The sequence below is a fragment of the Paenibacillus sp. GCM10023252 genome (assembly GCF_042653305.1).
GTDB lineage: Bacteria > Bacillota > Bacilli > Paenibacillales > Paenibacillaceae > Pristimantibacillus.
Genome location: NZ_JBHSHW010000010.1, coordinates 358,740 through 384,495 on the forward strand (window position 1 = coordinate 358,740; position 25,756 = coordinate 384,495).

Consider the following 25,756-nt stretch of genomic DNA (forward strand, 5'->3'; position numbering starts at 1 on the left):
GAAGGAGGCGCACCATGAATTCAACACAGCATAACGCAACATACAACTCTAACAAGCCACGTATCCTCCGTCGGAAAAACATCGTAAAAACGATACGCTACACGGCTGCCTATATCCTCCTGCTGCTAGTGGCGCTAACGATGGTCGGGCCATTCCTGTGGCTCTTGTCCACCGCGATGAAGTCCGGCGGCGAGAATATATTCGCGTATCCACCTAAGCTGCTGCCGCAGGATCCGACGCTTGCCAACTTCGGCAAGGTGATGGACGCCTTCCCGTTCTGGAGATATCTGTGGAACAGTACCGTTGTATCCGTCCTCACGGTCGCGAGCAATCTGCTGTTCTGCTCCTTGGCCGCGTTCCCGCTTGCCCGTATGGCATTCCGCGGGAAGCAGGTTATTTTCATCCTGATTCTGAGTACCATGATGATTCCGTTCCAGCTGCTCATGATTCCAATCTACCTGCTGGCGCTGGATATGGGGCTTCAGAACACCCACCTGGGACTAGTTCTTCCGCATGCGGCGACGGCCTTCGGTATCTTCCTCATGCGACAAGCTTATCTATCCATTCCTTATGCGCTGGATGAATCCGCCTATATGGATGGAGCAACCTCCCTGCAGGTCTGGTGGAAAATCTTAATGCCGCTCGTTCGCCCATCCATAGTCACACTCGCCATCTTCACGTTCATGATGGCCTGGGGCGACTTCCTGTGGCCGCTTATCCTGGCAAGCGATACGTCGATGTACACGCTGCCGCTTGGCGTTAACGCACTTGCAGGCAGCTTCTCATCCGACTGGCGGATGATTGCAGCAGGCTCGATTATCTCCATCCTGCCGATTGTCGTCCTCTTCATCCTGCTTCAGCGTTACTTCATCTCTGGAGCAACGAATGGAGCGATTAAGGGATGATGGAGGAAGCTGGACAGAAGTTGACATGCTCCGTCGTGCTGCAGACGCATTGGGACCGGGAGTGGTACCTCACGCTGGAGCAATTCCGCTATCGTCTGCTGCAGGTGATGGAGCGTGTCGTCAGCGGACTGGAAGACGGAACGATTGAGCAGTTCGTATTGGACGGCCAGGTCGCTGCGCTCGAGGATCTTCTCGAGGTGGCGGAAGAGGGGCTGGCTGAACGGGTGCTGGGCTACATTAGAAGCGGGAAAATTATTATCGGCCCGTGGTATGTACTCGCCGATGAATTCCTCGTGAGCGGCGAATCGCTGCTGCGCAATCTGGAGCTGGGCATCCAGCTCACGAAGGCGATGGGGACGGAGCCGCAGCAGGTAGGTTATCTGCCCGACACGTTCGGGCATGTCGGACAGATGCCTCAGCTGCTGCGCGGCTTCGGCATCGATAATGCCATCCTGTGGAGAGGACTGAAGACAGAGACGTCAGAGCTTCGGTGGCAATCACCGGACGGCTCTGAGGTTCTGACCGTCTTCCTGCCGGAAGGGTATTATCAGCCGATCGTCGATCAGCCCGAGTATGAGAAGGGAATGGCAGGCTACATCGACAAGGTGAAGGGCTATGCGACAACGTCGCAGCTGCTGCTGACCAATGGCGGCGATCATCTCATGCCGGCTCATGTGGATCTGAAGGCGAGACTGCTGCAGCTCGAAGAGTCTGTCGGTGTTACATTCGTCCAGTCCTCTTATGAGGAATATCTGGACAGGCTGCGCCGTGAGCTTCGTATGGATGAGCTTCATGTGTATGCCGGAGAGATGCGGGACAACCGTCATATCTATGTGCTGCCGAATGTGCTGAGCGCACGGAACTACCTGAAGGAACAGAATGGCCGCATGGAGGATGAGCTGACCGGCTATACCGAGCCGCTCTGGGCGCTCGTCTATGCGGATAAGGGCAAGTACCCTGCGAAGTATATGCAGCAGGCTTGGAAGTCGCTGCTGCATAATCATCCACATGACAGCATCTGCGGCTGCAGCATCGATGAGGTTCATCGCGAGATGGAAGTGCGGACAGCGAAGCTGGGCCAGCAGCTCGAAGCGCTGCAGAAGGGTGCGCTGCATGATCTGGGCATCGCAGATGCCTCGATGTCAGGCTTAGGATGTCGTCATCCGTTCGATGACGACAGCGAGTTCACGGTGTTCAACCCGCATCCGTATCGCTATGAAGGACGGGTAGAGGGAACGATCTGGCTGGCGAAGGATCATCCTTACCGTGCTGGATTCCTGCTGGAGGACGCGAGCGGTAATCAGCTTCCGGTGACGGTCGTGTCTATTCGCGAAGGGCGTAAGTTCGAGTCGCCGCTCGATGCGTTCCCGGAGTTCAAGGACGGAGTCTATTACGATATCGCCTTCGAAGCGAAGCTTCCTGGCGTGTCGCTGCAGAGCTTCAAGCTGGCGGCGGCAGGAGGGAAGTCGGAGCTTGAGGTCGAGGTGCAGACTGAGCTGCTGGCAGAGGCCAGCTCGAAGCCGCAGACTCAAGATGACTCTCAGCTGCGGACGTATTCCGGATTGCAGTCGCTGGTACAAGCGCAGCCGCAGCGTATCGTGACAGAGAGCGACGCCTGGTCAATCGGCCATGGTCAGCTTCGAGTCGAGCTGCAGGGTGACGGAACGCTAACACTGCATGACTTGGCAGCAGCAGTAACCTATACCGGACTGGCAGCTGTATACAGCTCGCTGGATGCAGGGGATGAATACAACTATTCACCACCTGTTCATGACGTAATGACTTACGGCAAGCTCGCGGGAGCTCCGCAGGTGACGAAGGCAGGAGGCATGCAGAGGCTGGAGTATACGCTCGAGCTGAACCAGCCTGCTGGTGTTAGCCCGTGCCGTTCTCGCGCTGCTGAGGAGAAGGTCGTATCCACGGTGGAGATTAGCTTAACAATGTGGGATGGCAGCTCCACGCTCGATGTCCGGATGAAGGTGGACAATAAGGCGAAGGATCAGCGTCTTCGACTGCGTATGCCGCTCGGCCGCGAGCTGGAGCATACGTACAGCGACAGCGCCTTCGAGCTGGTGAAGCGTCCCGTTCAGCGAGTGGAACAGTTCGATGCGGAGAAGCAGAAGGAAGTGCCGGTTGTCGTGGAGCCTTCGCATTCCATGATTGCAGCGGAGAAGGATGGAGCGGGTCTGGTCATCTACCAGCGCGGTCTGCAGGAATATCAAGTCACTTCCAGCACTATTGAGGAAGTCACGGAGGATGTGCTGGAGCTTACGCTGCTCAGAAGCGTAGGCTGGCTGTCGCGCGATGATCTCCGTACACGCGGCGGAGGTGCGGGTCCGAATATGGAGACACCGGATGCCCAATGTGTAGGAGAGTACGACATTGACTTCGCGATTGCCCCTGCTAACAAGGAGAAGACGCTGGCAGCGCACTTGACAGAGGCTCGCCAATTCCGGCTGCCGCCTCGTATCTATACCGGCCGCGGAGCGAATCAGCAGCTGGTCGAGATTACGAATCCGAATGTGCAGTGGAGCGCCATCCGAGCTTCACAAGGAAGGCTGGAGCTGCGCTTGTGGAATCCGAGTGAGGGGCAGATGAGCTTCGCTTGGGTGAATGGGGAGCGATATGCAAGGATTGAGAGATGCGGGCTGGATGGCCGTCCGGATGGTGGCGCCGATCTACGATTGGAGCCTGCTATCGTCCTGGAAGCTGGCCAGATTCAGACGTATATCATAACGAAGCACGCGGAAGGGAGGGGCTGACCGATGAATCATACGATATTACTGCTGCCTGTAGATGCCCGTCCAGTGACACGCGAGCTTCCTTGCCAGATCGCTCATATTGGTGGCTGGTCGGTACAGGTGCCGGAGGAGCGCAAGCTTGGATTCTTGAAAAGTCCGGGCGATGTGGAGTGGCTGCATGCCTGGCTGAAGAGCGAAGCGGAGAAGGCGGAGGGCCTTGTGCTCTCCATCGACATGCTGCTCTACGGAGGGCTGGTCCCTTCCAGAGTCAACACCGATTCGCTTGAGGCTGTCTCTGCACGGCTTGCTATCATTAGAGAACTGAAGCGTCTCTATCCGGCTAAGTCGATCATGGCCTTCAGCTCGACGATGAGAATCTCCAATAACTATGTGAATGAAGAAGAGAAGGAATACTGGTCCTCCTACGGAGAAGAGCTGTGGAGCTATTCCTACTATACGCACCATTATGAACGGACAGGCGATGTGCAGTCCCAGCAGCAGGTTGAGCGGCTGCTCGCCCTCATTCCGGAAGCGATTCTCGCTGACTATCTGGCAACGAGAGAACGGAACTACCTGATTAATCAGGAGCTGCTCGCTTATGTGGAGGATGGCAGTCTGGAGCTGCTCGTCTTCCCGCAGGATGACACAGCCGAGTACGGCTTGAACATCCGCGAGCAGCAACTGCTGGAGGATGAGGTAAGCAAGCGCGGACTATATGAGCAGGTGCTGATCTATCCAGGAGCGGACGAGGTAGCGGGGACGCTTGTCTCCCGCATGATTATCGGGCTGGAAGGCGTGCCGTTCCCGACGTTCTACCCGCTGTACAGCGGAGAGAAGGGGGCGCTCGTTCCTGCGATGTACGAGGACCGTCCGCTCGCGGAATCCGCGAAGGGACAGATCTTCGCTCTAGGCGGCTGTACAGTCGAGACTGCAGCCGAAGCAGATCTGGTGCTGGCGCTGAACGTGCCCGGCAAGCGTCAGGGAGATCTTGCCCTGCAGAAGTATCTTGGCGAAGTGAACACGGCTGATCGGAACATTGGAGAGTGGCTGAACCGAATTAAGCGGTATATCGGCCTGGGTTACAAGGTAGCCATCGCCGATGTCGCCTATGCGAATGGAGCGGATGAGAAGCTTGTGCCAAGGTTGCTGAAGGTAATCCCTGTGAAGCAGCTGTCCGGCTTCGCCGCTTGGAACACAGCCGGCAATACGCTCGGCACGGTCGTCGCTCAAGCTGCGATGGTATACCTGCAGAGCATCAAGCCATCTGTAGAAGAGCAGGAAGTGCGCAGGAGACTGCAGGAGCAGCTGGTTCTGCGGCTGCTTGAGGATTATGTGTACCAGTCTCAGGTTAGGCAGCAGGTTCGAGCGCTTGGGGTGGAGGGAGAAGCTTCCGCTGAGGAGCTGCTTCGAGTCGTTCAGGATGCTTTTGAACCCGAGGCGAAGCGCTTCATGAATGATTATGCACCTGATGCGCATTGCGAATTCGAGCAGATCTTCCTCCCGTGGAACCGCACCTTCGAGATTGGACTTCGAACATCGCTAACTCTAGTGAAATGAGGATAACAACTATGACAGAGCAGCTTCAAGCAGATATCGTCATCATCGGCGGCAGCATCGGAGGATGTCTGGCTGCTCTAGCAGCAGCCAAGTCCGGCAAGCAGGTGCTGTGGACCGAGGAGACCGAATGGATTGGCGGGCAATTCACCTCGCAGGCGGTACCGCCGGATGAGCATAAGTGGATCGAGCAGTTCGGCTGTACAAGGACTTACCGCGAATTCCGTGATCAGGTAAGGGAGTATTACCGTCGTCATTATCCTCTAACTGCTGAGGCGGCTAAGCAGCCAAGGCTGAATCCAGGTGTGGCCAGCGTGAGCCGGCTGTCCCATGAGCCAAGAGTGGCGCTGAAGGTGCTGCAGGATATGCTCGCTCCCTATATGAGCAATGGCAGTATCAAGCTGCTGCAGCCCTATCGTCCAGTCGATGCGGTGACCGAGGGTGATCACGTGCAATCGGTCACCGTGCAGCATGCTGCCACGGGCAAGCGGATAACGCTAAAGGGAGCTTACTTCCTCGATGCCACCGAATGCGGCGATCTGCTTCCGTTTACCGGTACGGAGTACGTAACGGGTGCGGAATCGAGAGCGGATACCGGTGAAGCGCACGCTCCTGAGACCGCCGACCCGCAGGATATGCAGCCGGTGACCCATGTCGCTGCGCTTGATTACGTCGAAGGCGGCAGCTTCATTATCGACAAGCCCCAGCAGTATGAGGAGTGGAGAGCCTACAACGTTCCCTTCGCGGATGGGCACAAGCAGCTCAGTTGGTACGGTCCGGACTCCACGACGATGAAGTCGAAGCCCTTCGCCATGTTCGATCATGAGCGGACAGGCTTATTCTCCCTCTGGGACTATCGCCGTGTCATTGCGGCCGACCAGTTCCAGGAAGGCTTCTATGCGGGAGACATCTCCCTCATTAACTGGCCGCAGAACGACTACTCGAACGGCAATGTGTTCGAGCTGAGCGAGGAAGAGCGGGCGAAGCATCTGGAGGGAGCCAGGCAGCTGACGCTGTCGTTCATCTACTGGCTGCAGACCGAGGCGCCTCGTCCAGACGGAGGAACCGGCTATCCCGGACTTCGCCTGCGGGGTGATGTCGTAGGGACCGAGGATGGTCTTGCGATGTATCCGTACATTCGCGAATCCCGCCGCATTCGGGCGGAGTTCACGGTCGTGGAGGAGCATATTAATGCGGAGCTGAGTGCGGAGCGTCCTCGCTTCGAGGATACGATTGGGGTCGGCTGCTATCATATGGACCTGCATGCGACGACACGTACGAAGACCTTCTTCTACACGTCCAGCTTCCCGTTCGAGATTCCGCTCGGCTCGCTGATTCCGGTTCGGATGAAGAATCTGATCCCAGCTTGCAAAAACATCGGAACGACCCATCTCACGAACGGCTGCTTCCGACTGCATCCGGTAGAGTGGAACATTGGCGAAGCCGCAGGTTACTTAGCCGCCTTCGCAATGGACCGCGGCTTGACACCATCCGAGGTTCGCAGCGACAAGAACGCCTTACTCGAGTTCCAAGCTCTCATTCAGGGTGAAGGAATCGAGATTCATTGGCCTGAGGTGGAAGCGATCTAGATTAAGTCTGAACATCGGCATTGTGGTTCCTCCTGTAACCATCAGGAAGCAGGAGGATATGCCTCTAGAAATGGTGGATCTATCCGCTAATATTAACGATGTTGGCGGATATTTTTACATAGATCAATTGAACTCATATGGGAGGAATTAATCATGAGAAAAGCAATGACCCGTGTCGTCCTGGCTGGTACGCTGGCCGCCGCAACTATCATTACCCCTGCAACGGTAATGCCCTTCGCTTCACACGTCTCGTATGCTGATGCTTCGGTCTTAACTGTAACCGCTGTCAATGGGAAGTCCGCACCAATATCGGGTGTCAACATGACTAGAGGAGCAGGCATGCTCGTCCTGTACAATCCAATCTGGGGCTACAAGACGGCTCAGAATGCATTTGGAGCAGAAGTGATTCTGGTAGAGACCGGAACAGCTGGCCAGTACAAGGTAACCGGCGTGAACTCCGCTTTCACAGACCTGGCGAACAGCGGCAACAGCGAGATTCCGGAGAATGGACTGGTGCTGTCTGCTGGACCTGGAGGCACACCGGATACGCGAAGGTTCCTCGTAGATAACTTCAAGGTTGGCGACACGGTGAAGCTTGACGAGCCGATTGTCCAATCGGCGACGAACACGGCAGTGGCTGTTGACCCAACACCTCAGTCCAACCCGGCTGGAGCGCCGTTTGACGGCTATCGCGGGGAGAATCAGCTGCTCGTGTATACGAAGGCGTTCGGTCCTTCGACGAAGACGAATCAATACGGCTACGAGATTACCGTAACCGATGGTGTTGTTACAGCGGCAGGGGGAGCGAATTCTGCGATTCCGGAGAACGGCTTCGTCGTCAGCGGCCACGGAACGGCAGCCGCTTGGCTCTCCTCCGCGTCTATGATTGGCGCGAAGGTGACGGTTAGCGGTACTTCCGTGACGATTACGAAGGATGCGGGGAGTTATGTTTTCCAGGCGGAGCAGGCTCTTGGGGAAGCCGTGACGAGCATCGAGTCTGGGCTGGCTAACTATGTGAATGCCCCATTCGATAAGGCTCGTGAGGATGTGAAGCGTGCTGAGGCGCTTATCGAGCAGGCCAGGGGACTTGCGAATTCGAACCTTGCTCAGAGTGTCTATCTGTCGAAGCAGGCGATTAGCGCTGCTCGTGATGGCTATTACCACTCGCTGCCTAGCCGCACGGCTGAGGCGCGCGGCGTATGGTACCGTCCGATGGAGAAGTCACCGCAGGAGGTCATCAAGACGCTGGACCGGATGCAGGCAGCCGGCTTCAATGAGCTGTATCTCGAGACGTGGTTCGGCGGTTACACCATCTACCCAAGTGAAGTGGCTGCGGCCAGCGGCGTAGAGAAGCAGACACCGTCCTTCGTTGGCTGGGACCCTCTGGAAGTATTCACAACCGAAGCGAAGAAGCGGGGCATTGAGGTGCATGCTTGGCTCGATGGCTTCATGGTAGGCATCGATAAGACCGGCGGACCGGTGCTTCGTGCTCATCCGGAATGGTCAGCGCTGGCTCGCAATCAGGTTGGAGCAGGCAAGCCGATGCCGCAGGCGGGGAACGGGTACTTCTGGCTGGATATTACGAATGACCATGCGCGCAAGTATCTGATGGACATTACGAAGGAGATGGTGACCAAGTACGATCTAGCCGGTGTGGATCTAGACTATATGCGGTTCCCTCATGCATCCAGCTGGCAGAGCAGCTATAACTTCAGCGACTTCTCCCGCGCAGCGTTCCAAGCCGAGCACGGGGTAGATCCGTATACAATCGACGCGACTACGCAGAAGGAACTATGGAACACGTGGACGGAGTGGCTGACGGAGAAGGAGAACAGCTTCGTTGCGAGCATGTACACGGAGATGAAGGCGATCTCCTCGCAAGTCATCGTGTCCGCAACCCCTGAGCCGGGTGCAGAGGCAGAGAAGATCGGCAGTTGGTCCGAGCATGTCGATGTCGTCATCCCGCAAGCGTATTCCTATAGCACGGACAGTGTGCGCGAGTCGGTTGTTCAGCATAAGGGAGAGCTTCGCCCAGGCAACCTCGTCTATTCCGGAATCTATCCGATGTACGTCCACATGGGTCCTTACGAGACCGTACAGCAGGTGCTAGCCGCTCAAGATATCGACCACGGGACAACCGTCTTCGCCTTCGGCCAAGCGAGCCCGCTTGCGGTGCGTGCGCTCAAGGAAGGTCCTTGGAGAGAGGCAGCCGTATCCCCAGGACGTCATCCGGTCGATGCTATCAGAGCACTAGTCGGTTCCATTGAGAAGGATATGGAGCAGGTGTATGTCCCTCGCGGTGCGGTTAGTGAGAAGTCTGCCAAGGCACTGGGCAACGAGCTGGAGCAAGTGCTGGAGGAGTTGGGCAAGGCGGGTTCGTGGTCGGAGATGGCCAAGATTGAGAAGCGTCTTGATCAAGCAAGGGCTGATGTTAGCATGTCCGCAGGCAAGAAGGACGGCATCCAGCAAGTTGTAGCCGATCGCCTGCAGAAGCAGCTTGACTACGCGTCAGATATTCTGCTGTATGCGGTGACTAAGCAGGTGAAATAAGATCTATTTATAAGAACCGTCCTGTGAGGTGCTAGATGCGCCTTGCAGGGCGGTTTTTGTATGAATGTAGAGATGATTTTTAGTTAGTCAGATATCTGAAAAAAGAGAATCTTTGATTTGTCATGTAGTCGTCTTATCCGCAAGGTAATACCACCCGAACCGAGGAATAATGCGATAGAATCGGAAATCAAACATTAAAAAGAGTTTGAATTTCATACCCTTATGATGGGGATTAAGACCAATTATGTAATTATTAACACTCCACATTATACCAGTATACACACATTTACCTCGATTGCTATAATTTACTGGTGATAATCTAAGTCCTTGCAGCCAAGAACTGGGGAAGGTAATCCAGAAGAGGTAAGTATGATTAAATGTCTCGTTTTTACAATGGCTATTGTCATTTGTTTAGGGGGTTGCAGCATGGAAACTGATAAAAAATTTTACTCTGATTCAGTCAAAATGGTTAATATATTTGAGAGTGTTATAGATGAAAAGCGTCACTTTAAACGATCAGAAATGAATGCATTGAATTCTTATGATAACAAATATAAAAAAGTGAATGGGCCCATTTATTCTAAATTAATTGATTTCTATGTTAGTTTATTATTTGATATGAAAGCTGTTAATACTGAGGATGATGTTTATAGTTTGGTAAACTTCTATAAAACTAGATTAGAAGAAATTAAAAAAAACATGAATATTGAAGAATAAGCCTGTAGTAATATAGAAAAGCTCTTAAATGTGTAATGTGTATACTTTCCGGATCTTTCTTTGATGCCAATTATGCCGTCAATCCTACTCTCGTAATGCAGAGAAAATCCACTTTTTCTAGATGCTGGGTTTCTCTTTATATTAAGGGGTGCGCTAGAATCACGAACGAGGCCTTTCATTGTCTATATAATTCATCGTACCTTTCGGAATACGAATGTCAAGGATTCAAGAGGTTAGCAAGGGTTAACTATTAGAGTGAAGGAGGTTTAAAGGATGGAAACCTTAATAGAGGTTTACTTTAAGGACAACCATAAGACAAAAGAAGTCATGTTAGACTGGTTTAATCAACCCTTTGATTTGGAGTATGTAGATATGTCTTTCACCTACTGCACTAGAGATAGGTCTGTGAAATACAACAGGGAGAGATTTATAAAGTATCTTGATGAAGAACTTTCATATAACGGTACTTCCTCCATTACACTCACTAGTAAGGATGGCATGATAAATTCTGTTCGGAGAGAAAGAGACTATTTTGATTGTAATATTAATTTAAAAGTCTCAGAACCAAACGAGGTGGCAAACCGAATTGCTGAGTTTTTTGATCAGCATGATGGTGTCATTGGGTTTATGTGTGCTAGCAACGATTACATCTGGCAGAACGAGCGGGACTTAGATACCTATAACTGGCAAGGGAGACCAACTGAAGGTTTAATAATTATTGATAACCCATTATTTAAAGGGGAAAAGATGGTTAGTCTAGAATCATTGCCTGGTTACGCCCACTATGTGAATGGTCTGTGGCTCGGTTCATGCTGGAAGATGTGGTTCGGCGAAGAAATGTTTAAATTCATACCCAAAACAAGGTTTAATTCAGTTGATGCTAAATGGGCATTAAAAACATTGTCTAATCATGCAATAGAAATAACCTTACATGAGAATATGATGGATTTTGACAAACCGGATAACCGGAAGAGGCAATGGGAATTTAGAAAACAAGTTGGGGTAGATGCTGTTGCTGAATGGTTAGAAGATATGAAGTCCACAGGTGATCCTGCTGTTGAAATACGGACAATTCAAGGTGGTGAAGGCAGAGCTATTACTAACTATTATAATGATGAAAAGCAAAATGTGCCTAAGTCTCAGGCAACAACTGCTGTTTATTATGAAATTAATTCAGCTGGTGACGTCACGAAAGAGGAAATTAAAAAAATCTAATTAAGTTGAATACAGGAAAATCTTTCGTTAACAGATGCCCCGAAAGTCTCTATGGCTTCTCGGGGCTTCTTTAGCAAGGATTAGAGGTGCAAATTAGTACGAGTCCTAAATGACATATCACTTCGTATCATATGGAGAATTGTTATAGTTAAGTTGACCTTCATTATAGAGCAGGAATGGATTATCTTCGAAGGAATGCAGGAAGATAGGGCTCTAAGTATAAAGTAAGAGTTGGAGAAGTATTTGAAGTTATATAAACGATGACGGAAATGGGAAATTGGGAGGGGCAATAAGTGAATACATTCTTTAGCTCTTTGAACTACTCAGAAGAACTGGTGTTTGCTTTCGGGTCAGGAGCTGCAATATTTATTTTTTCAATATTAATAAAGAGATTCAGTAAGATGATTGCGTACGGATTGTTAGTTTTAAGTCTTTCTAGCATTGGCATGGGTTCCACTAGAGTGCTAGCTGAAAAAAACATAATAGAGCATGATAGTCTTTTGCGTTTATCTCCAGCTGTCGGGGTTTTCATTTTTTTTCACTTATTCTATGTAGGAAGCTTGCGTTTGACAGAAGGAAATAACGAACTCAGAAAACGATTGCATGTTGGATACTTCTCCACCTTGTTTTTTTCTATTTTGTTAATGACGGTATTGGTTTTCGCACATCTCAATTAGTTTAATATGAGTGGTTAAATTTCAATGATGATATAAACAGCTTCTTCATTCGCATGGGTAAAGTTGATTAAGGGAGGTTAATCCCGTGAGAAGGAAAAAAAGAATAGATATTAATTATAAGGAAAAAGATGAATTAATTTTGAGGAACTTGAAGAGTGCTTTATCTCTAAACCATGTAAACTTTAAAGACTTTCCCGATCTTTTGATTATTCCGCAACTATATTCGGATACAAAATTGTATGAAGATATACTAACGTTAATCAGGAATCTAGAGTTTAAACAATTTGAGGTGCGTGAATATACATCAGGTGAATTAAACAAATCCTCCTATTTTGATGCTGTTTTTTATTATCCATGGGAACACGATGACTATGATCCGAAGGAGAATCGAACTCTGTATGACAATAGGAACCGTTGCCCAGTATGTGGAAGAGTTGAATATCAACTTACAGAGCTGCTTCTCAACGCAACTAAAATGGCTAAACATCATATTGTTTATAATTATCCAGATATACTAGTTACATCATTTACAAAGGAAATTATTGAAGATCAGCAACTAACAGGTTGTTCTTTTAGGAAAGTAACTGACTGTAGTAAGCATGAAAAAAAAGACATTTATCAGCTAATAATCAACAATTATTTAGATAAGATGGACATGGAAAAGACAGCTACTGATAAACATCAGTATTGTGAAAAGTGTTTAAGAGGGGCCGTTCTTAGATCTGAAATCTTCTACGATATAGACTCTTTAAAAAATGCTACGGATTTTAATTATTCTAAAGAGTACTTTGGGTTTGGTGTTTATTGTTCACCGAGAGTTATTGTAAGCTCCAAAGTCAGAAACATTTTTAAAGAAAAAGGTATAAGGGTTCAGAGCTATAAGCCCATTACAATAGTAAACTATTGTAATGAGGAGTAAGTTCAACCGATTGAGTATAAATATTGTTCTTTACAACATCAGGGCTCTGGTACTTCGGATAACTTTTTCTCTCCTTTAGCTCACTATCCCCTTCGTTCAGGAACCGAAAAAAAAGGCCATTCGTCCTGATTCCTGAGCAAAGGGGATAGTGAGGCAAAGAGCGTAAAAAGCCGCATCACTCCTGGAAAGACCCTTTGTCCTGAAGCCGTCTCATCCGATAAGCGTTCATACCGGTTTGGCCCAACTCATCAAGCAGACCGTAGTTGGCCCAAGCGCCTACAACGGCTCCGATCCCTGGAATCATTTGCAGCATTTTGCGAAAATCGATCGTGTCTCTGTACTCTTGCTGAAGCTGGCGCCAATCGACTTGATTCGATTCAGAAGGAAGTGTACTTGCCTTCTCCTCCCAGGATCTAACGATGTTAAGGAGCCCTAACTTCTTACTCTGGCTGGAGAACCCCAACTGGAATACGTATAGGATGAACAATCGCTCGCGGTAATTGGTCGTCGTATAGCCATAAGCATGGGCAAGCTCGAACAGGAATTTGATCTTGATGCCGATGAGCACCGGGAAATCCACGAGACCTAGCATAATTCCGCCAGCACCCGTCCCGGCGCCTTCTGCGGCGGCTATTTTTTTGTAGAGGGAGAGCAGCTCCTCCGCCCGTATATCGCTGTCTGCTAGGGAAGCTCCATGCAAAGGTTCATTCTTCGGAATGTAATCCATGGTGAACAGACTCGTCTGTACAATCCCCTTCACTGCTGTCGTTAAGGCTTGATGAACCTTATCTGGGATAATGGAATTGATTCGAGATGAGATGGACTTTGAGGCTTTCTCCAGCATGCCTGGCGACTTCAACAGTTCCTTCTCCCACAGAAGCAGCTTCTTGGCCGTCTGCTCTTCATACAAGGTGTAGTTGGTCATTACGTAGCTCTCCTTTATTTCTTCTGCAGTTTTGTTTTTAATACGTTACAATTTCTTAGATGTAGCATATAAAATGGGATCTGCTTTACTTACAAATTTATATGCTAGTAGGAATTCTATACTTTTATGTGATAGGTATGTATAGTTAGTAGTATTCAACTTATGCTTCACATTTCTTTTATTTTAATTAGGATAGGAGTTTTATCACTTATGAATAAAATTAAGCCTTCAAAATTCTTTCTTGTAGTTCTAGTCATCTTCATACTAACTGTGATTATTGTTGAATATCTTGGAAATAAGTAATGTGTTGCCTATCCTATACTGACGGGAGCTTATTACAAGCTAGAGTTGACACATTCTCCCTCCCAAGGTATAGTCAAACCAAGAAATCCACTAGGGGCGCCCTCCGCGGGCTGAGATTAAGCGTTAGCTTAGGTCCCTTCGTACCTGATCTGGGTCATGCCAGCGTAGGAAAGTGGGAATGCGTGATAAGCTTCAGCGGGAGCAGGATTCACACACACCGAGCCCAACCGGGTCGGTCGATGAGTCTCCTAGGTGAATGGAGCAGGCTAAGCAACTCAGCCTGAGTCATTCGAACCCAACTGCTGACGACTTCTAACACATTTCAGCCGCTCCCTCGCAGGGGGCGGCTTATTTTATTGCCAGCCCCTCTGCGTTAGAAGGAGCCGCGTCTGTTGATGCGGTGTGCGGCTTTACCTTTTTCCGAGTATACGCCTAAGATGGCCTCCTAGTGGAATCTACTATTCTATCTGGGAGGTTATTCGTTATGTCCATTATTCTGCCCCCGCTGCCGGGAAGCCGCAAGGTGTATGTGAGAGGATCGCGTGAAGATATACAGGTGCCGATGAGGGAGATTGCGCTGGAAGCAAGCCGCGGGCGCGACGGATCGGAGCAGCCGAATGAGCCGCTGCGCGTGTACGATGCAAGCGGGGTATACACCGATACGGACTACAGCGTCGATATTCGCAAGGGTCTGCCGTCTGTTAGAGAGGGCTGGATTACGAGCCGGAGCGACGTAGAGACGTACATAGGGCGGGAGGTCCGTCCCGAGGACAACGGCTTCGCCACGCAGGAGAAGGCGGAGGAGAAGGGAGCGGAGCTGTTCCCCGAGGTGAGCCGCAGGCAGCCGCTGCGAGCGAGACCTGGCCGCAATGTGACGCAGCTGCATTATGCCAAGCAAGGCCTCATTACCCCGGAGATGGAATACATTGCGATTCGGGAAGGGATGGAGCCGGAGTTTGTGCGCGGCGAGGTCGCAGCGGGGAGGGCCATTATTCCTGCGAACATTAATCATCCGGAGAGCGAGCCGATGATTATTGGACGGCATTTTCACGTGAAAATCAACGCAAATATCGGAAACTCCGCCGTCGCCTCCTCTATCGAGGAGGAAGTAGAGAAGATGACGTGGGCGACCCGGTGGGGCGCGGACACGATTATGGACCTGTCGACCGGACGTAACATCCATACAACACGGGAATGGATTATTCGGAACTCGCCGGTTCCCGTCGGGACGGTGCCGATCTATCAAGCGCTGGAGAAGGTGAACGGCAAGGCGGAGGATCTGAGCTGGGAAGTGTTCCGCGATACGCTCATTGAGCAGGCGGAGCAGGGCGTAGACTACTTCACCATTCATGCGGGCGTGCTGCTGCGCTACATTCCGCTGACGGCGAAGCGGGTGACGGGCATCGTATCACGGGGCGGTTCAATCATGGCTGCATGGTGTCTGGCGCATCACAAGGAGAACTTCCTGTACACCCACTTCGAGGAGATCTGCGAGATTATGAAGGCGTATGATGTCTCCTTCTCACTGGGCGACGGACTGCGTCCCGGCTCAATTGCCGATGCGAATGATGAAGCTCAGTTCGCTGAGCTGGATACGCTCGGTGAGCTGACGAAGCGGGCTTGGAAGCATGATGTGCAGGTGATGGTAGAGGGTCCCGGCCATGTGCCGATGCATCTCATTAAGGAGAATATGGACCGTCAGCTGGCGGTGTGTGATGAGGCTCCATTCTACACGCTCGGACCGCTGACGACGGATATTGCACCGGGCTATGACCACATTACATCAGCCATCGGAGCAGCGATGATTGGCTGGTTCGGAACGGCGATGCTGTGCTATGTGACGCCGAAGGAGCATCTGGGGCTGCCGAACAAGGAGGATGTGAAGGAAGGCGTCATCACGTACAAAATCGCCGCCCACGCCGCAGACCTCGCCAAAGGCCATCCGAGAGCGAAGCAGAGAGACAACGCTCTATCGAAGGCTCGCTTCGAGTTCCGCTGGCGGGATCAGTTCCATCTCTCGCTCGATCCGGAGCGAGCGATGTCCTATCATGATGAGACGCTGCCGGCTGAGGCGGCGAAGTCGGCTCACTTCTGCTCCATGTGCGGACCGAAGTTCTGCTCCATGCGCATTACGCAGGACATTCGCGAATACGCGGAGCAGAACGGAATGGAGACAACGGAAGCGATTGAAGCCGGCATGAAGGAGAAGTCGGATGCCTTCAAGGCTTCAGGGAGCAGTATCTATGCCTGATTGGCCTGATCGGTACTCGAGACAGGTAAGGTTCGCAGGTATTGGCGAGGAAGGGCAGGCTAAGCTGAAGGCTTCACGTGTGCTAGTCGCTGGGCTGGGGGCGCTTGGCGCCTCCCTTGCCCAGCATATGGTGCGGGCAGGTGTCGGCAAGGTCGTCATCGTCGACCGGGACTATGTCGAGCCAAGCAATCTGCAGCGGCAGATGCTCTATGACGAAGAGGATGCGCTGACCTCATTGCCGAAGGCGGAAGCCGCGGCGCGTAAGCTGAGGCGGATGAACAGCGAGATTGAAGTAGTAGCCCATGTGTTGGATATTAATGAGTGGAATGCGGCAGAGCTTGTTGGCGGGGTCGATCTCGTGCTCGATGGCACGGATAATGCAGAGACTCGATTGCTGCTGAGTGACAGCTGCTATGAGCTGGGCATTCCCTTCCTATACGGTGGGGTGACGGGTGCGCAAGGGATGACGGCTGTGCTGATTCCAGGCGAGACCGCCTGCTTGCGCTGCCTGATTGGAGGGGATGAGCCGAAGGAGGATGGGGATACCTGCGATACCGTAGGCGTAATCTCGCCGGCGGTTGAACTCGTGGCTTCGCTTCAGGCGGCGGAGGCGTTGAAGCTGCTGTGCGGAAGGGACGGGGAATTGCGGCGCACTTGGCTCTCGATAGAGCTCTGGCCGTTCCGTATGCGAGAGATGGGGATGCCCGTTGGCAATCCAAGCTGCGAGTACTGCGGCAGGTCGGCAGAGGAGAGGCAGAGAGGCAGCCTGGCAGGCGGCAGGGAACGTGCAGAGAGGCAGTATGTCGGTCAGGCAGCCAGCAGGGGTGACGCGAGGGTCAATCTGAGTGACAGCTCTGCAGTCACGGCGAGCAATCGAAGCGGCGGTCAAGCTGACACAGGCAGCAGAACATGGTCCGAAGGCAGAGGCGGTGCAGACACCGTTATCCTCTGCGGCAGAGACAGCGTGCAGGTGACGCTGCCCGGTGCGCTGAATTTGGCGGAGTTAGGCAGCCGACTGGAGAAGCTAGGGCTCCCGATGACGATTAACCCTTACCTTGTAAGGGTGGAGCTGGCTGCGGGGGAGCGGTTGGTTTGTTTTGCCGAGGGCAGGGTGTTGGTGCAAGGGACGACGGATCGACAGCTCGCTTGGGAGCTGTGTGAGCGGTGGTTGATGATGGAGGAAGGAGAGAGCGGCAATGAGCGATTGGCGAGACTGGGAGCTGTACGTGATTACGGGTGAGAATTATCATCCTGGGCGCGAGCTGCTGGCGGTGATGGAGCAGACGCTTCAGGGCGGGGCACGTATGGTACAGCTTAGAGATAAGTGGGCGAGCAAGGAGGAGCTGCTTCAGAAGGGGCATGCTCTGCGGGCTCTGACAAGGAAGTATAACGTTCCGCTCATCATTAATGATTATGTGGATATTGCACTGGAAGTGGAGGCAGACGGTGTCCATCTGGGACAGGAGGATGGGGGTCTGGAGGAAGCGAGGCGCTTATTAGGGCCAGACCGAATCATCGGCATCTCTACTCACAAGATTGAGCAGGCCAGAGCGGCCGAGCGTGGAGGGGCTGACTATATTGGAGTTGGTCCCGTGTATCCGACAGGCACGAAGCCGGGGAGAGAAGCGGTCACCCCTTCGTACGTGCGGCAAGTAGCTACGGAGATTCGCATTCCGTTCGTTGCAATCGGAGGAATAACACTGAGCAATGTAGATGAGGTTCTGCAAGCAGGGGCAACCCGAGTCTGCGCGGTATCTGCTATCGTGGGAAGTGCTGATCCGGCGGATGCATGCAGGCAGTTCCTGAGCAAGGTGCAAGAGGCAGCTGCTGCTAAGGCTGCCGTAAGCATTGGTGCTGATGCAAGGGCCAGTCGAGGCATCTATGCAGCTGCAGGGGCTAGCGCTGGCACTGGCACTCGCGGTGAGAGGCTGGTCAAGCGGATTATCGTGAACGGGCTGGAGCAAGCGACGAGAGCAGACAGTCTGGCTGACCTTGTGCTGGAGCTTGGGCAGCAGAATAGACGGATGATTGCCGAGCTTGATGGTACTGTCGTGGACCGAAGCCGCTGGCATGACACTACGATCGAACATGGTGCGGTCCTAGAGCTCGTTCACTTCGTAGGAGGCGGTTAACCTATGTGGCATGGAGATGAACTCATCATCGGGGGGCAGAGGCTGACCTCCAGATTGCTGCTAGGAACCGGGAGATTCCCGAGCCCAGCCATCCTGCAGCAGGCGATTGGTGCCTCAGGTTCGGAGGTGCTCACCTTCGCGGTGAGGCGGGTAGATCTCGACAGCACCGAAGATGACTCCTTGCTGCAGCACCTGCCGGAGGGGCGCTTCACTTATCTGCCGAACACCTCTGGAGCAAGCACCGCGTCGGAAGCTGTTCGATTAGCCAAGTTGGCGCGTGCCGCTGGACTAGGCAGCTGGATTAAGGTGGAGATTAGTGGAAGCGCTCGAACATTGCTTCCAGATCCTATTGAGACGCTGAGGGCAACCGAGCAGCTCGTACGAGAAGGCTTCACCGTTCTGCCCTATACCTCGGATGACCCCATACTATGCAAGCGGCTGGAGGAAGCAGGGGCAGCTGCCGTCATGCCGGGAGGCTCGCCGATCGGGACGGGTCTCGGATTGCTGAACACGTATAATCTGGGACTTATTATAGAAGAGGCGAATGTACCCATTATCGTGGATGCTGGGATAGGCTCTCCCAAGGATGCTGCAGAAGCGATGGAGCTGGGGGCAGGGGGCATTCTCGTGAATACGCCTGTAGCGAAGGCGAACCATCCCGTACAGATGGCGCAGGCGATGAAGCTCGCGGTGGAGGCCGGCCGGCTTGCGTACTTGGCTGGGCGTATTCCGAGGAAGAGGTATGCGTCTGCCAGCAGTACGCTAGAGGGCAGCTTGTATGGATCATGAGGCGCGTCTGCCAGCAGCACGCTGGAGGCCAGCTTGTATGCATCATGAGGCGAGGACGGTGCTGCTGTTCGAAGTCAATCTGGCAGCGCATGACCTTGGGGAGGTGTGGTTGTGAGGAGACATAGTCAGGTGGTTGTGCTGGGTGGCGGAATCATTGGCTTGTCCTGTGCCTTGGAGGCGTCTCTTAGAGGCTTCCAGGTGACCTTAATTGAGCCGGGCAAGCTAGGTGGCCAGGCTTCGGGCGCAGCGGCTGGCATGCTCGCCCCTTACTCGGAGAATACGGAGCAGCCGGATGCCTTCTTCGAACTGAGCTTGGCTAGCCTGCGTAGATACCCCGAGTGGATTCGACTCGTGGAGGAGCTCTCCGGCAGGCATACGGAGTGGGTTCGGAGCGGCAGCCTAGGCGTGTGCTATCATGAGGCCGATATTCAGCCTATGACGTCACGATTGGAATGGCAGAATGCGTGGGGAGCCAGGGCAGAGCTGCTCGACAATAAGGCCTTGCAAGGATTGGAACCGGCTCTGACGGATCAAGCGGTATGCGCGGTCTACTACCCGGAGGAGAGCCATGTTCATGCGCCTCTCCTCGTCTCTGCGGTGGAAGAAGCTTGCCGCAGGCAAGGGGTCCAGCTCGTTGCACAAGCTGGTGAAGCAGCGGTGCTGGATACGCACAGCGAGAGCGGCGCAGCTGTGCAGACTGCATCTGCAGGCCGCTATAGTGCGGACCGGCTCATGGTGTGCGCTGGAGCCTGGTCGGGAGCATACGAGCGATGGCTGGGAATTCCCGTCCCGATTCATCCTATTCGCGGCCAGATCTGCAGCTATGATGTGCCATATGGGGAGGTAGGTCATATGATCATGACTAGCCAAGCCTACTGGGTAGGCAAGCAGAATAATCAGCTCGTATGCGGAGCATCCGAGGATGTTGCCGGGTTCGACGCAACGGTAACGGAGCGCGGAATTGGACGGCTAATCCGGAGCACGCAGCGAGCGCTGCCCTTCCTGGCCGGGAGGGAACCGACAGTCCGCTGGGCAGGGCTGAGGCCGGCAACGCCGGACGGACTTCCGCTGCTGGGAGTCGTTCCTGACAAGCCTGAGGTCATCGTCGCTGCTGGCCATTATCGCAACGGCATTCTGCTCTGTCCGATTACAGCGGCAGTCACAGGCGCCTTGCTGCAAGGCAAGCTAACCGATGATCTAGCCGCTCTCCGGATTGAAGCCTGTGCGCCTCATCGGTTCAGGACAGGTCATGACAGGAGGTATGGTTAGATGAATGTGGCTAATGCGAAGAGCAGCCGTCCTCGTGTGCTTACTATTGCCGGATCGGATTCGGGAGGCGGCGCCGGCATTCAAGCGGATCTGAAGACTTGGCAGGAGCTCGAAGTATTCGGAATGTCTGCTATTACAGCCGTTACCGCACAGAACAGCCTAGGTGTGCAAGACGTTCATGCCATACCCGTACCCATCATAACTTCACAGCTTGAGGCTGTTCTGTCCGATATCGGAGCGGACGCGGTGAAGACGGGCATGCTCCACTCTGCCGAGGCCGCAGCTGCAGCTGCAGCTGCCATGCGGAAGTACAAGGTGGAGCAGCTCGTGCTGGATCCTGTGCTGACTGCGAAGAATGGCCATCGGCTGCTGGCGGAGGAAGCGCTGCAAGCGCTCAAGGGGGAGCTCATCCCGCTAGCTCAGGTCATGACGCCTAACATTCCGGAAGCCTGTGTACTGTTGAATATTCGTGAAGAAGAGATACGCACAACGAATGATATGGTGGACGCAGCACGCTGCTTGCTCGCTATCGGCTCACGCTGGGTACTGCTTAAGGGAGGCCACCTGCCGCAGCGAACGGGAGGAGAAGAAGAGGCTGTTGATGTGCTGCTGGCCAGCACTCCGCACGCGGAGCCCATTCTGCTGCGTTCCCCGCGAATCCCTACGCGGCACACGCATGGTACCGGCTGTACGCTTGCCGCAGCGATTGCTGCTTATCTCGCCAGAGGCTGCAGTGTGCCGGAAGCGGCTGGCGCGGCTAAGCTTTTTACCCTGAGAGCTATTGAACAATCCTTCGCTCTAGGAGCGGGTATCGGTCCCTTATGGCACGCCGCTCACCGAGCATCGAACGATGCTTCTAATCTGCATGCAGCCCCTCGTCCAAGTTGACGGGTGGGCTGTTTTTTCGCGGAACGAGTGACACGCCTATAGGTAGGAGCATATATTGTCTATGACATTTCTGCTGGAAGAAGGAGAGGGCAATGGCTAATAACAGAAAAGGGAAGAGCCCCAAGGGGCGAAAGCCGCTTTTTTATGTCGATAATCCGAATGCTTCCGAGTTACAATGGCTGGATGACTTGAACAGCAAGAAGAGTACGATCACGGGACCAAGTGCAGGCAGCAAGACGAACCGCAAGCCTGCCGGAGACAATAAATCAGAAAAAAACGCGAGTATTAGCGGATATGCCCCGGCCCCACCTGCAGCTCCTGCTCCTATTGCAGATAACGAACCTGTGAGTCAGGAGCCAGCGGTAGAGTGGACGGCTAGCTTGCAGTCTGCGGCACAGCCTCCTGCGCCTGCCATCATCGCTTCAACTGCTGATCAGACCTCGCTTCGTGCAGAAGCTCCTGTATTAGAAGAGAGGCTTGCCCAGGAAGAAGCACCGGTTGCAGAGGAAGAGAGTAAGCAGGAGGAAGAGCAGCCCGAGACGATTCAGCTGACCGTAGAAGAGCGGCTGGAGAGAGTAGAGGAGATTCGCAACCCTGAGCGTCCACTCGCCTTCATCTACACGGATGATCTTGCCGACCATTCCATCACGACCGAGAAGCTTGCTCTAGGCTCAGTGAATCATTCCAAGCTCCAGACTGGCAGTGTAACGAGCGATATTATTGCCGATTATGCGGTGGGAAGTCTACAGATTGCTGACGGAGCAGTGACTGGACAGAAGCTGGCTTCGGATTCCATTACAGGTGAGCACCTAGCGAAGAATGCCATATCCGGCAGCAAGATTCGCGACCGCTCCGTGACGGGTGACAAGCTGAAGGATGGGAGCGTCTCTTCCGAGAAGCTGGCAGACCGAACCATCTCCTCTGACAAAATCGCTGAAGGCTCCATTACTGCGAAGCACCTCAGCCCCTTCCTTATTACATCTGAGCTGATAGGCGAGCAGGCTGTATCCGCAAGCAACATTCGCAGCGGGGCCATCACTTCGGATCATCTAGCTAGTGAATCCATCACAACCTCCAAGCTGCTCGATGGTGCAGTCACCCACTCGAAGGTTCGTGATGGCGCGATAACTGGGGATAAGATTGCAGCAGAAGCGATAGATTCTACTCATCTTAAGCCTAATCTGCTGCTGGCAGAGCACGTTGCGGTTGGTATCGTCCAGGGAAAGCATATCGCCCCGGGCGCAATCGACTCGGAGCAGGTAGCCGAAGGGGCAATAGGATCAAGAGAGCTGAAGGACGGCGCAGTGGACTCCTCAAGTCTCGCAGAGGGGAGCATAGCCTCCTTACATCTGCAGCCAGGAGTGATCCTAAGCCAGCACATAGCAGCCGCTCAGATCGGCTCCGAGCATCTCGTTGACCTATCGGTAACGTCTGCGAAGATCTCTGATCAGACGATCTCTACGATCAAGCTCGTCGATCATGCCGTAACGGTCTCCAAGCTCGCGGATCAGAGTGTTACCGCTCAGAAGCTAATGGAAGATACGGTGCAGACGAGGCATCTCGGGCAGAACAGCGTGACCGGCGACAAGCTTGCAGAAGGATCGGTTGAGAACCGTCATCTAACGGCAGGCGCAGTGTCGGAGCAGCAGCTTAGGGCGGGAGCGGTATCCCGCATCCACCTGCAGAACGGTGCTGTAGATGAAGAGAAGCTGGCTCCGCTGGCGGTTAGGGAAGAGCATATTGGTTACGCCGCTGTAGGGATGTCGCAGCTGGCTGACCAGTCCGTCTCGGAGAGCAAGCTGGCGGAGGGGGCTGTATCTTCATCCCGATTAGCGGATGGAGCTGTGCTTGGCAGACATCTCACCGATGAAGGAGTCACCTTCGATAAGATTGCGCCGGACAGCATTCGTGCCTACCATCTCTCCGAAGGGTCTGTCACTTCAGAGGTCATAGCAACGAATACGGTAACTAGTGATCATATACAGCCTGCGGTTATCACATCCACTCACTTGGCTAAGCAAGCGGTCAGCGGGCAGGCGCTGCAGAATACCTCGGTCAGCAGCAATCACCTGACTCAAGGTGCCGTAACGGAGAAGCATATCGGGACAGGAGTCATCTACTCCCACCATCTTGCGGACTACGCCGTCAATTCCCTGAAGCTGTCACCTGAGTCCGTATCCACCGATAAGCTGGCAGACTTCTCCGTTAACTCGGCTAAGCTCGCGGACCATAGCATCACCACCCGCAAGATTGCTCCTCGTCAGATTACCGGTGAGCTCATTGAGGAGAGCTCCATCAGCAGTGACCACCTAGCTCCAGGTGCTATCCTGGCTCAGCATCTAGAGCTCGGCTCGGTTACAGCAGAGCATCTAAGGGAAGGCGCAGTTGATGCTGCAGTCTTGCAAGATGGCGCTGTTACTAGCGGCAAGCTGGCCGAAGCATCCGTCGAGACCAGGCATCTAACGGAAGAGTCCGTTCAGAGCCGGCATCTCGCGAACCAGTCTGTGCTAGGCATTCATCTTGCCGATGACAGCATTCGGGAGAGTCATATTCATGATGGAAGCATTAGCTCGTCTAAGCTAGCTCAAGGAAGTATAGGAGCGGAGCATCTGCAGCCGGATATTGTGGGAGCTTCTGAGCTGCAGCATGGTGTGGTCGGTTCAGAGCATCTAGCTGCTGGAGCGGTAGAGGCTCATCACCTCTCAGCCCACTCCATACAATCCAAGCACCTGCAAGCAAGGTCCGTCTCTGCGGAGCATCTGACTGCTGAATCGGTTGGAGCCTCTGCCCTGCAGAATGATGCCGTTACAGCCGACAAGCTGGCTCCTGGGTCAGTAACGGGCGAACACTTGACACTGGAGACGATTGCCGGGAAGCATCTGAAGGCTGAGACGGTTCAAGGCTATCATATTCGCAAGGGCTCCATCACACTCGTTCATCTAGCAGCTGAGACTCTGTCGCTTGACAAGGCGGCGGACCATTCCATACCAGGCAGCAAGATTCGCAAGGGCTCTATAACCGCTTCCCTCCTGGAGCCAGGCAGTGTGGGCTCGTCTCAGCTGGCAACAGGATCAATAACCGAGGCACATCTCTCTTCAGGATGTGTGACAGGGGAAGCCATAGCCGAACAGACCATTACTGGCGGCCATATGATGCTCGGCTCCATCTCCAGTGCTCAACTGGCTGAGCAGTCAATAGCGGATAGACATCTGGCTAATGGCGCGGTTACCCGAAGCAAGCTCGCTCCCTATGCCGTAGGAGTGGAACAGGTTCAAGATGGTTCAATTCACTCTAGCAAGCTGGCTGATGGGGCGGTAACGTCTGGCAAAATCGCGGAGAGCAGCATCACTTCAGCACACATTGCGGAACGTTCCATTGTAGGCGTTCATATCGGCACGCAGAGCATTGGGGTCGGTGAACTCGCCGACCATAGCGTAACGGCAGAGAAGATTGCAGCGGGAACGATAGCGTCGGAGCACCTAAGTGCGGGTGCCGTCTCATCCGTGCATCTCGCGCCGAAGTCAGTGACGGGGACTCACCTGTCGGATGGATCGGTTGGCAGCGCCAAGCTAGTGGATGGGTGTATTACCGGTGAGAAGCTGGCTGTAAGCAGTATTACCACGGAGAAGCTTGCTCCTGGCAGCATCACCGATGATAAGCTAGCCGCAGGGAGCGTCACAGCGGATAAGGTGCCCGATGGCAGCCTGAATTCGGAGAAGCTGGCCGCGGACAGCGTCACCTCGGAGAAGGTGGCCGCAGGCAGTATCACTGGAGAGAAGCTGGCGGCAGGCAGCGTCACGGAAGATAAGCTGGCGGATGGCTGCGTCACCGCGAGCAAGCTGTCCCTGGACAGCGTCACCTCGGAGAAGGTGGCCGCAGGCAGTATCACTGGAGAGAAGCTGTCGTCAGGAAGCGTCACGGAAGATAAGCTGGCGGAGGGCTGCATCACCGCGAGCAAGCTGTCCCTGGACAGCGTCACCTCGGAGAAGGTGGCTGCAGGCAGTATCACTGGAGAGAAGCTGTCGTCAGGCAGCGTCACTGAAGATAAGCTGGCGGAGGGCTGCATCACCGCGAGCAAGCTGTCAGTGGACAGCGTCACCTCGAAGAATGTGGCCGCAGGCAGTATCACTGGAGAGAAGCTATCGTCAGGCAGCGTCACTGAAGATAAGCTGGCGGAGGGCTGCATCACTGCGAGCAAGCTGTCCCTGGACAGCGTCACCTCGGATAAGGTGGCCGCAGGCAGTATCACTGAAGAGAAGCTGTCATCAGGCAGCGTCACTGAAGATAAGCTGGCGGAGGGCTGCATCACCGCGAGCAAGCTGTCAGTGGACA

The 25,756-nt window shown here is 53.5% G+C and carries 17 protein-coding genes, 1 pseudogene and 1 riboswitch; of the genes and pseudogenes, 17 read left to right on the forward strand and 1 reads right to left on the reverse strand.

The window, feature by feature from the left end:
• Positions 1-14 precede the first annotated feature (14 nt).
• The 9 genes from ACFO9Q_RS09745 to ACFO9Q_RS09785 all read left to right on the forward strand — a co-directional run bounded on the left by ACFO9Q_RS09745 (position 15) and on the right by ACFO9Q_RS09785 (position 12,867).
• Positions 15-905 carry a carbohydrate ABC transporter permease gene (locus ACFO9Q_RS09745; protein ID WP_379181247.1) on the forward strand — a complete coding sequence of 297 codons (891 nt, stop codon included), beginning with the start codon at positions 15-17 and terminating at the stop codon, positions 903-905.
• Positions 902-3,667 carry a glycoside hydrolase family 38 C-terminal domain-containing protein gene (locus ACFO9Q_RS09750; protein WP_379181249.1) on the forward strand — a complete coding sequence of 922 codons (2,766 nt, stop codon included), beginning with the start codon at positions 902-904 and terminating at the stop codon, positions 3,665-3,667. Before ACFO9Q_RS09745 ends, ACFO9Q_RS09750 begins: the two co-directional genes overlap by 4 nt.
• Before the next feature lie 3 nt (positions 3,668-3,670).
• A complete protein-coding gene (locus ACFO9Q_RS09755; RefSeq protein ID WP_379181251.1) occupies positions 3,671-5,203 on the forward strand; it encodes a DUF4127 family protein in 1,533 nt (510 codons plus the stop codon).
• 11 nt (positions 5,204-5,214) lie between these two features.
• On the forward strand, positions 5,215-6,789 hold the full coding sequence (locus tag ACFO9Q_RS09760; protein ID WP_379181253.1) for an FAD-dependent oxidoreductase: 1,575 nt from the start codon (positions 5,215-5,217) through the stop codon (positions 6,787-6,789).
• A 153-nt stretch (positions 6,790-6,942) separates the two neighbouring features.
• Positions 6,943-9,339, forward strand: coding sequence for a glycoside hydrolase family 10 protein (locus ACFO9Q_RS09765; RefSeq protein WP_379181255.1), 2,397 nt, complete (start codon positions 6,943-6,945; stop codon positions 9,337-9,339).
• 426 nt (positions 9,340-9,765) lie between these two features.
• Complete coding sequence (locus ACFO9Q_RS09770; protein ID WP_379181257.1) at positions 9,766-10,056, forward strand: hypothetical protein; 291 nt, start codon at positions 9,766-9,768, stop codon at positions 10,054-10,056.
• Positions 10,057-10,329: 273 nt separating this feature from the next.
• Positions 10,330-11,271, forward strand: a complete 942-nt coding sequence (locus ACFO9Q_RS09775; RefSeq protein WP_379181259.1) for a hypothetical protein — start codon at positions 10,330-10,332, stop codon at positions 11,269-11,271.
• 293 nt (positions 11,272-11,564) lie between these two features.
• Positions 11,565-11,948: a hypothetical protein gene (locus ACFO9Q_RS09780; RefSeq protein ID WP_379181261.1), complete on the forward strand. Its 384-nt coding sequence runs from the start codon at positions 11,565-11,567 to the stop codon at positions 11,946-11,948.
• An 85-nt stretch (positions 11,949-12,033) separates the two neighbouring features.
• A complete protein-coding gene (locus tag ACFO9Q_RS09785) occupies positions 12,034-12,867 on the forward strand; it encodes a hypothetical protein (RefSeq protein ID WP_379181263.1) in 834 nt (277 codons plus the stop codon).
• Between the two features lie 175 nt (positions 12,868-13,042).
• On the opposite strand, the gene ACFO9Q_RS09790 is transcribed toward ACFO9Q_RS09785, so the two are convergent.
• Positions 13,043-13,792, reverse strand: a complete 750-nt coding sequence (locus tag ACFO9Q_RS09790; RefSeq protein WP_379181265.1) for an EcsC family protein — start codon at positions 13,790-13,792, stop codon at positions 13,043-13,045.
• Between the two features lie 385 nt (positions 13,793-14,177).
• A riboswitch (TPP riboswitch) is annotated at positions 14,178-14,283 on the forward strand.
• 296 nt (positions 14,284-14,579) lie between these two features.
• On the opposite strand from ACFO9Q_RS09790, the gene thiC reads away from it, so the two are divergent.
• From thiC to ACFO9Q_RS09830, 8 genes and pseudogenes are all read left to right on the forward strand, one after another.
• On the forward strand, positions 14,580-16,346 hold the full coding sequence (gene thiC / locus ACFO9Q_RS09795) for a phosphomethylpyrimidine synthase ThiC (protein ID WP_379181267.1): 1,767 nt from the start codon (positions 14,580-14,582) through the stop codon (positions 16,344-16,346).
• A complete protein-coding gene (locus tag ACFO9Q_RS09800) occupies positions 16,339-17,586 on the forward strand; it encodes a ThiF family adenylyltransferase (RefSeq protein ID WP_379181269.1) in 1,248 nt (415 codons plus the stop codon). The genes thiC and ACFO9Q_RS09800 overlap by 8 nt, the downstream gene beginning before the upstream one ends.
• Entirely contained in the window at positions 17,543-18,478 is a 936-nt protein-coding gene (gene thiE / locus ACFO9Q_RS09805; protein WP_379181271.1) for a thiamine phosphate synthase, read from the forward strand. The genes ACFO9Q_RS09800 and thiE overlap by 44 nt, the downstream gene beginning before the upstream one ends.
• Positions 18,479-18,481: 3 nt before the next feature.
• Complete coding sequence (locus ACFO9Q_RS09810; RefSeq protein WP_379181273.1) at positions 18,482-19,267, forward strand: thiazole synthase; 786 nt, start codon at positions 18,482-18,484, stop codon at positions 19,265-19,267.
• Positions 19,257-19,382, forward strand: a complete 126-nt coding sequence (locus ACFO9Q_RS09815; protein ID WP_379181275.1) for a hypothetical protein — start codon at positions 19,257-19,259, stop codon at positions 19,380-19,382. The genes ACFO9Q_RS09810 and ACFO9Q_RS09815 overlap by 11 nt, the downstream gene beginning before the upstream one ends.
• Positions 19,379-20,536, forward strand: coding sequence for a glycine oxidase ThiO (gene thiO / locus ACFO9Q_RS09820; RefSeq protein ID WP_379181277.1), 1,158 nt, complete (start codon positions 19,379-19,381; stop codon positions 20,534-20,536). The genes ACFO9Q_RS09815 and thiO overlap by 4 nt, the downstream gene beginning before the upstream one ends.
• The gene (gene thiD / locus ACFO9Q_RS09825) at positions 20,537-21,424 is read left to right on the forward strand and encodes a bifunctional hydroxymethylpyrimidine kinase/phosphomethylpyrimidine kinase (RefSeq protein WP_379181279.1); all 888 of its coding nucleotides are present in this window, start codon (positions 20,537-20,539) and stop codon (positions 21,422-21,424) included.
• A gap of 92 nt (positions 21,425-21,516) precedes the next feature.
• A pseudogene (locus ACFO9Q_RS09830) lies at positions 21,517-25,756 on the forward strand (hypothetical protein); the annotation flags it as partial.

Bases quoted from the DNA above. Each gene is read 5' to 3' on its own strand.
- ACFO9Q_RS09790 (WP_379181265.1), bottom strand. From the start codon at position 13,792: ATGACCAACTACACCTTGTATGAAGAGCAGACGGCCAAGAAGCTGCTT.
- ACFO9Q_RS09815 (WP_379181275.1), top strand. From the start codon at position 19,257: ATGGATCATGAGGCGCGTCTGCCAGCAGCACGCTGGAGGCCAGCTTGT.
- ACFO9Q_RS09750 (WP_379181249.1), top strand. From the start codon at position 902: ATGATGGAGGAAGCTGGACAGAAGTTGACATGCTCCGTCGTGCTGCAG.
- ACFO9Q_RS09810 (WP_379181273.1), top strand. From the start codon at position 18,482: ATGTGGCATGGAGATGAACTCATCATCGGGGGGCAGAGGCTGACCTCC.
- thiD (WP_379181279.1), top strand. From the start codon at position 20,537: ATGAATGTGGCTAATGCGAAGAGCAGCCGTCCTCGTGTGCTTACTATT.
- ACFO9Q_RS09770 (WP_379181257.1), top strand. From the start codon at position 9,766: ATGGAAACTGATAAAAAATTTTACTCTGATTCAGTCAAAATGGTTAAT.
- thiE (WP_379181271.1), top strand. From the start codon at position 17,543: ATGAGCGATTGGCGAGACTGGGAGCTGTACGTGATTACGGGTGAGAAT.
- ACFO9Q_RS09760 (WP_379181253.1), top strand. From the start codon at position 5,215: ATGACAGAGCAGCTTCAAGCAGATATCGTCATCATCGGCGGCAGCATC.
- ACFO9Q_RS09755 (WP_379181251.1), top strand. From the start codon at position 3,671: ATGAATCATACGATATTACTGCTGCCTGTAGATGCCCGTCCAGTGACA.
- ACFO9Q_RS09765 (WP_379181255.1), top strand. From the start codon at position 6,943: ATGAGAAAAGCAATGACCCGTGTCGTCCTGGCTGGTACGCTGGCCGCC.
- thiC (WP_379181267.1), top strand. From the start codon at position 14,580: ATGTCCATTATTCTGCCCCCGCTGCCGGGAAGCCGCAAGGTGTATGTG.
- ACFO9Q_RS09745 (WP_379181247.1), top strand. From the start codon at position 15: ATGAATTCAACACAGCATAACGCAACATACAACTCTAACAAGCCACGT.
- ACFO9Q_RS09775 (WP_379181259.1), top strand. From the start codon at position 10,330: ATGGAAACCTTAATAGAGGTTTACTTTAAGGACAACCATAAGACAAAA.
- ACFO9Q_RS09800 (WP_379181269.1), top strand. From the start codon at position 16,339: ATGCCTGATTGGCCTGATCGGTACTCGAGACAGGTAAGGTTCGCAGGT.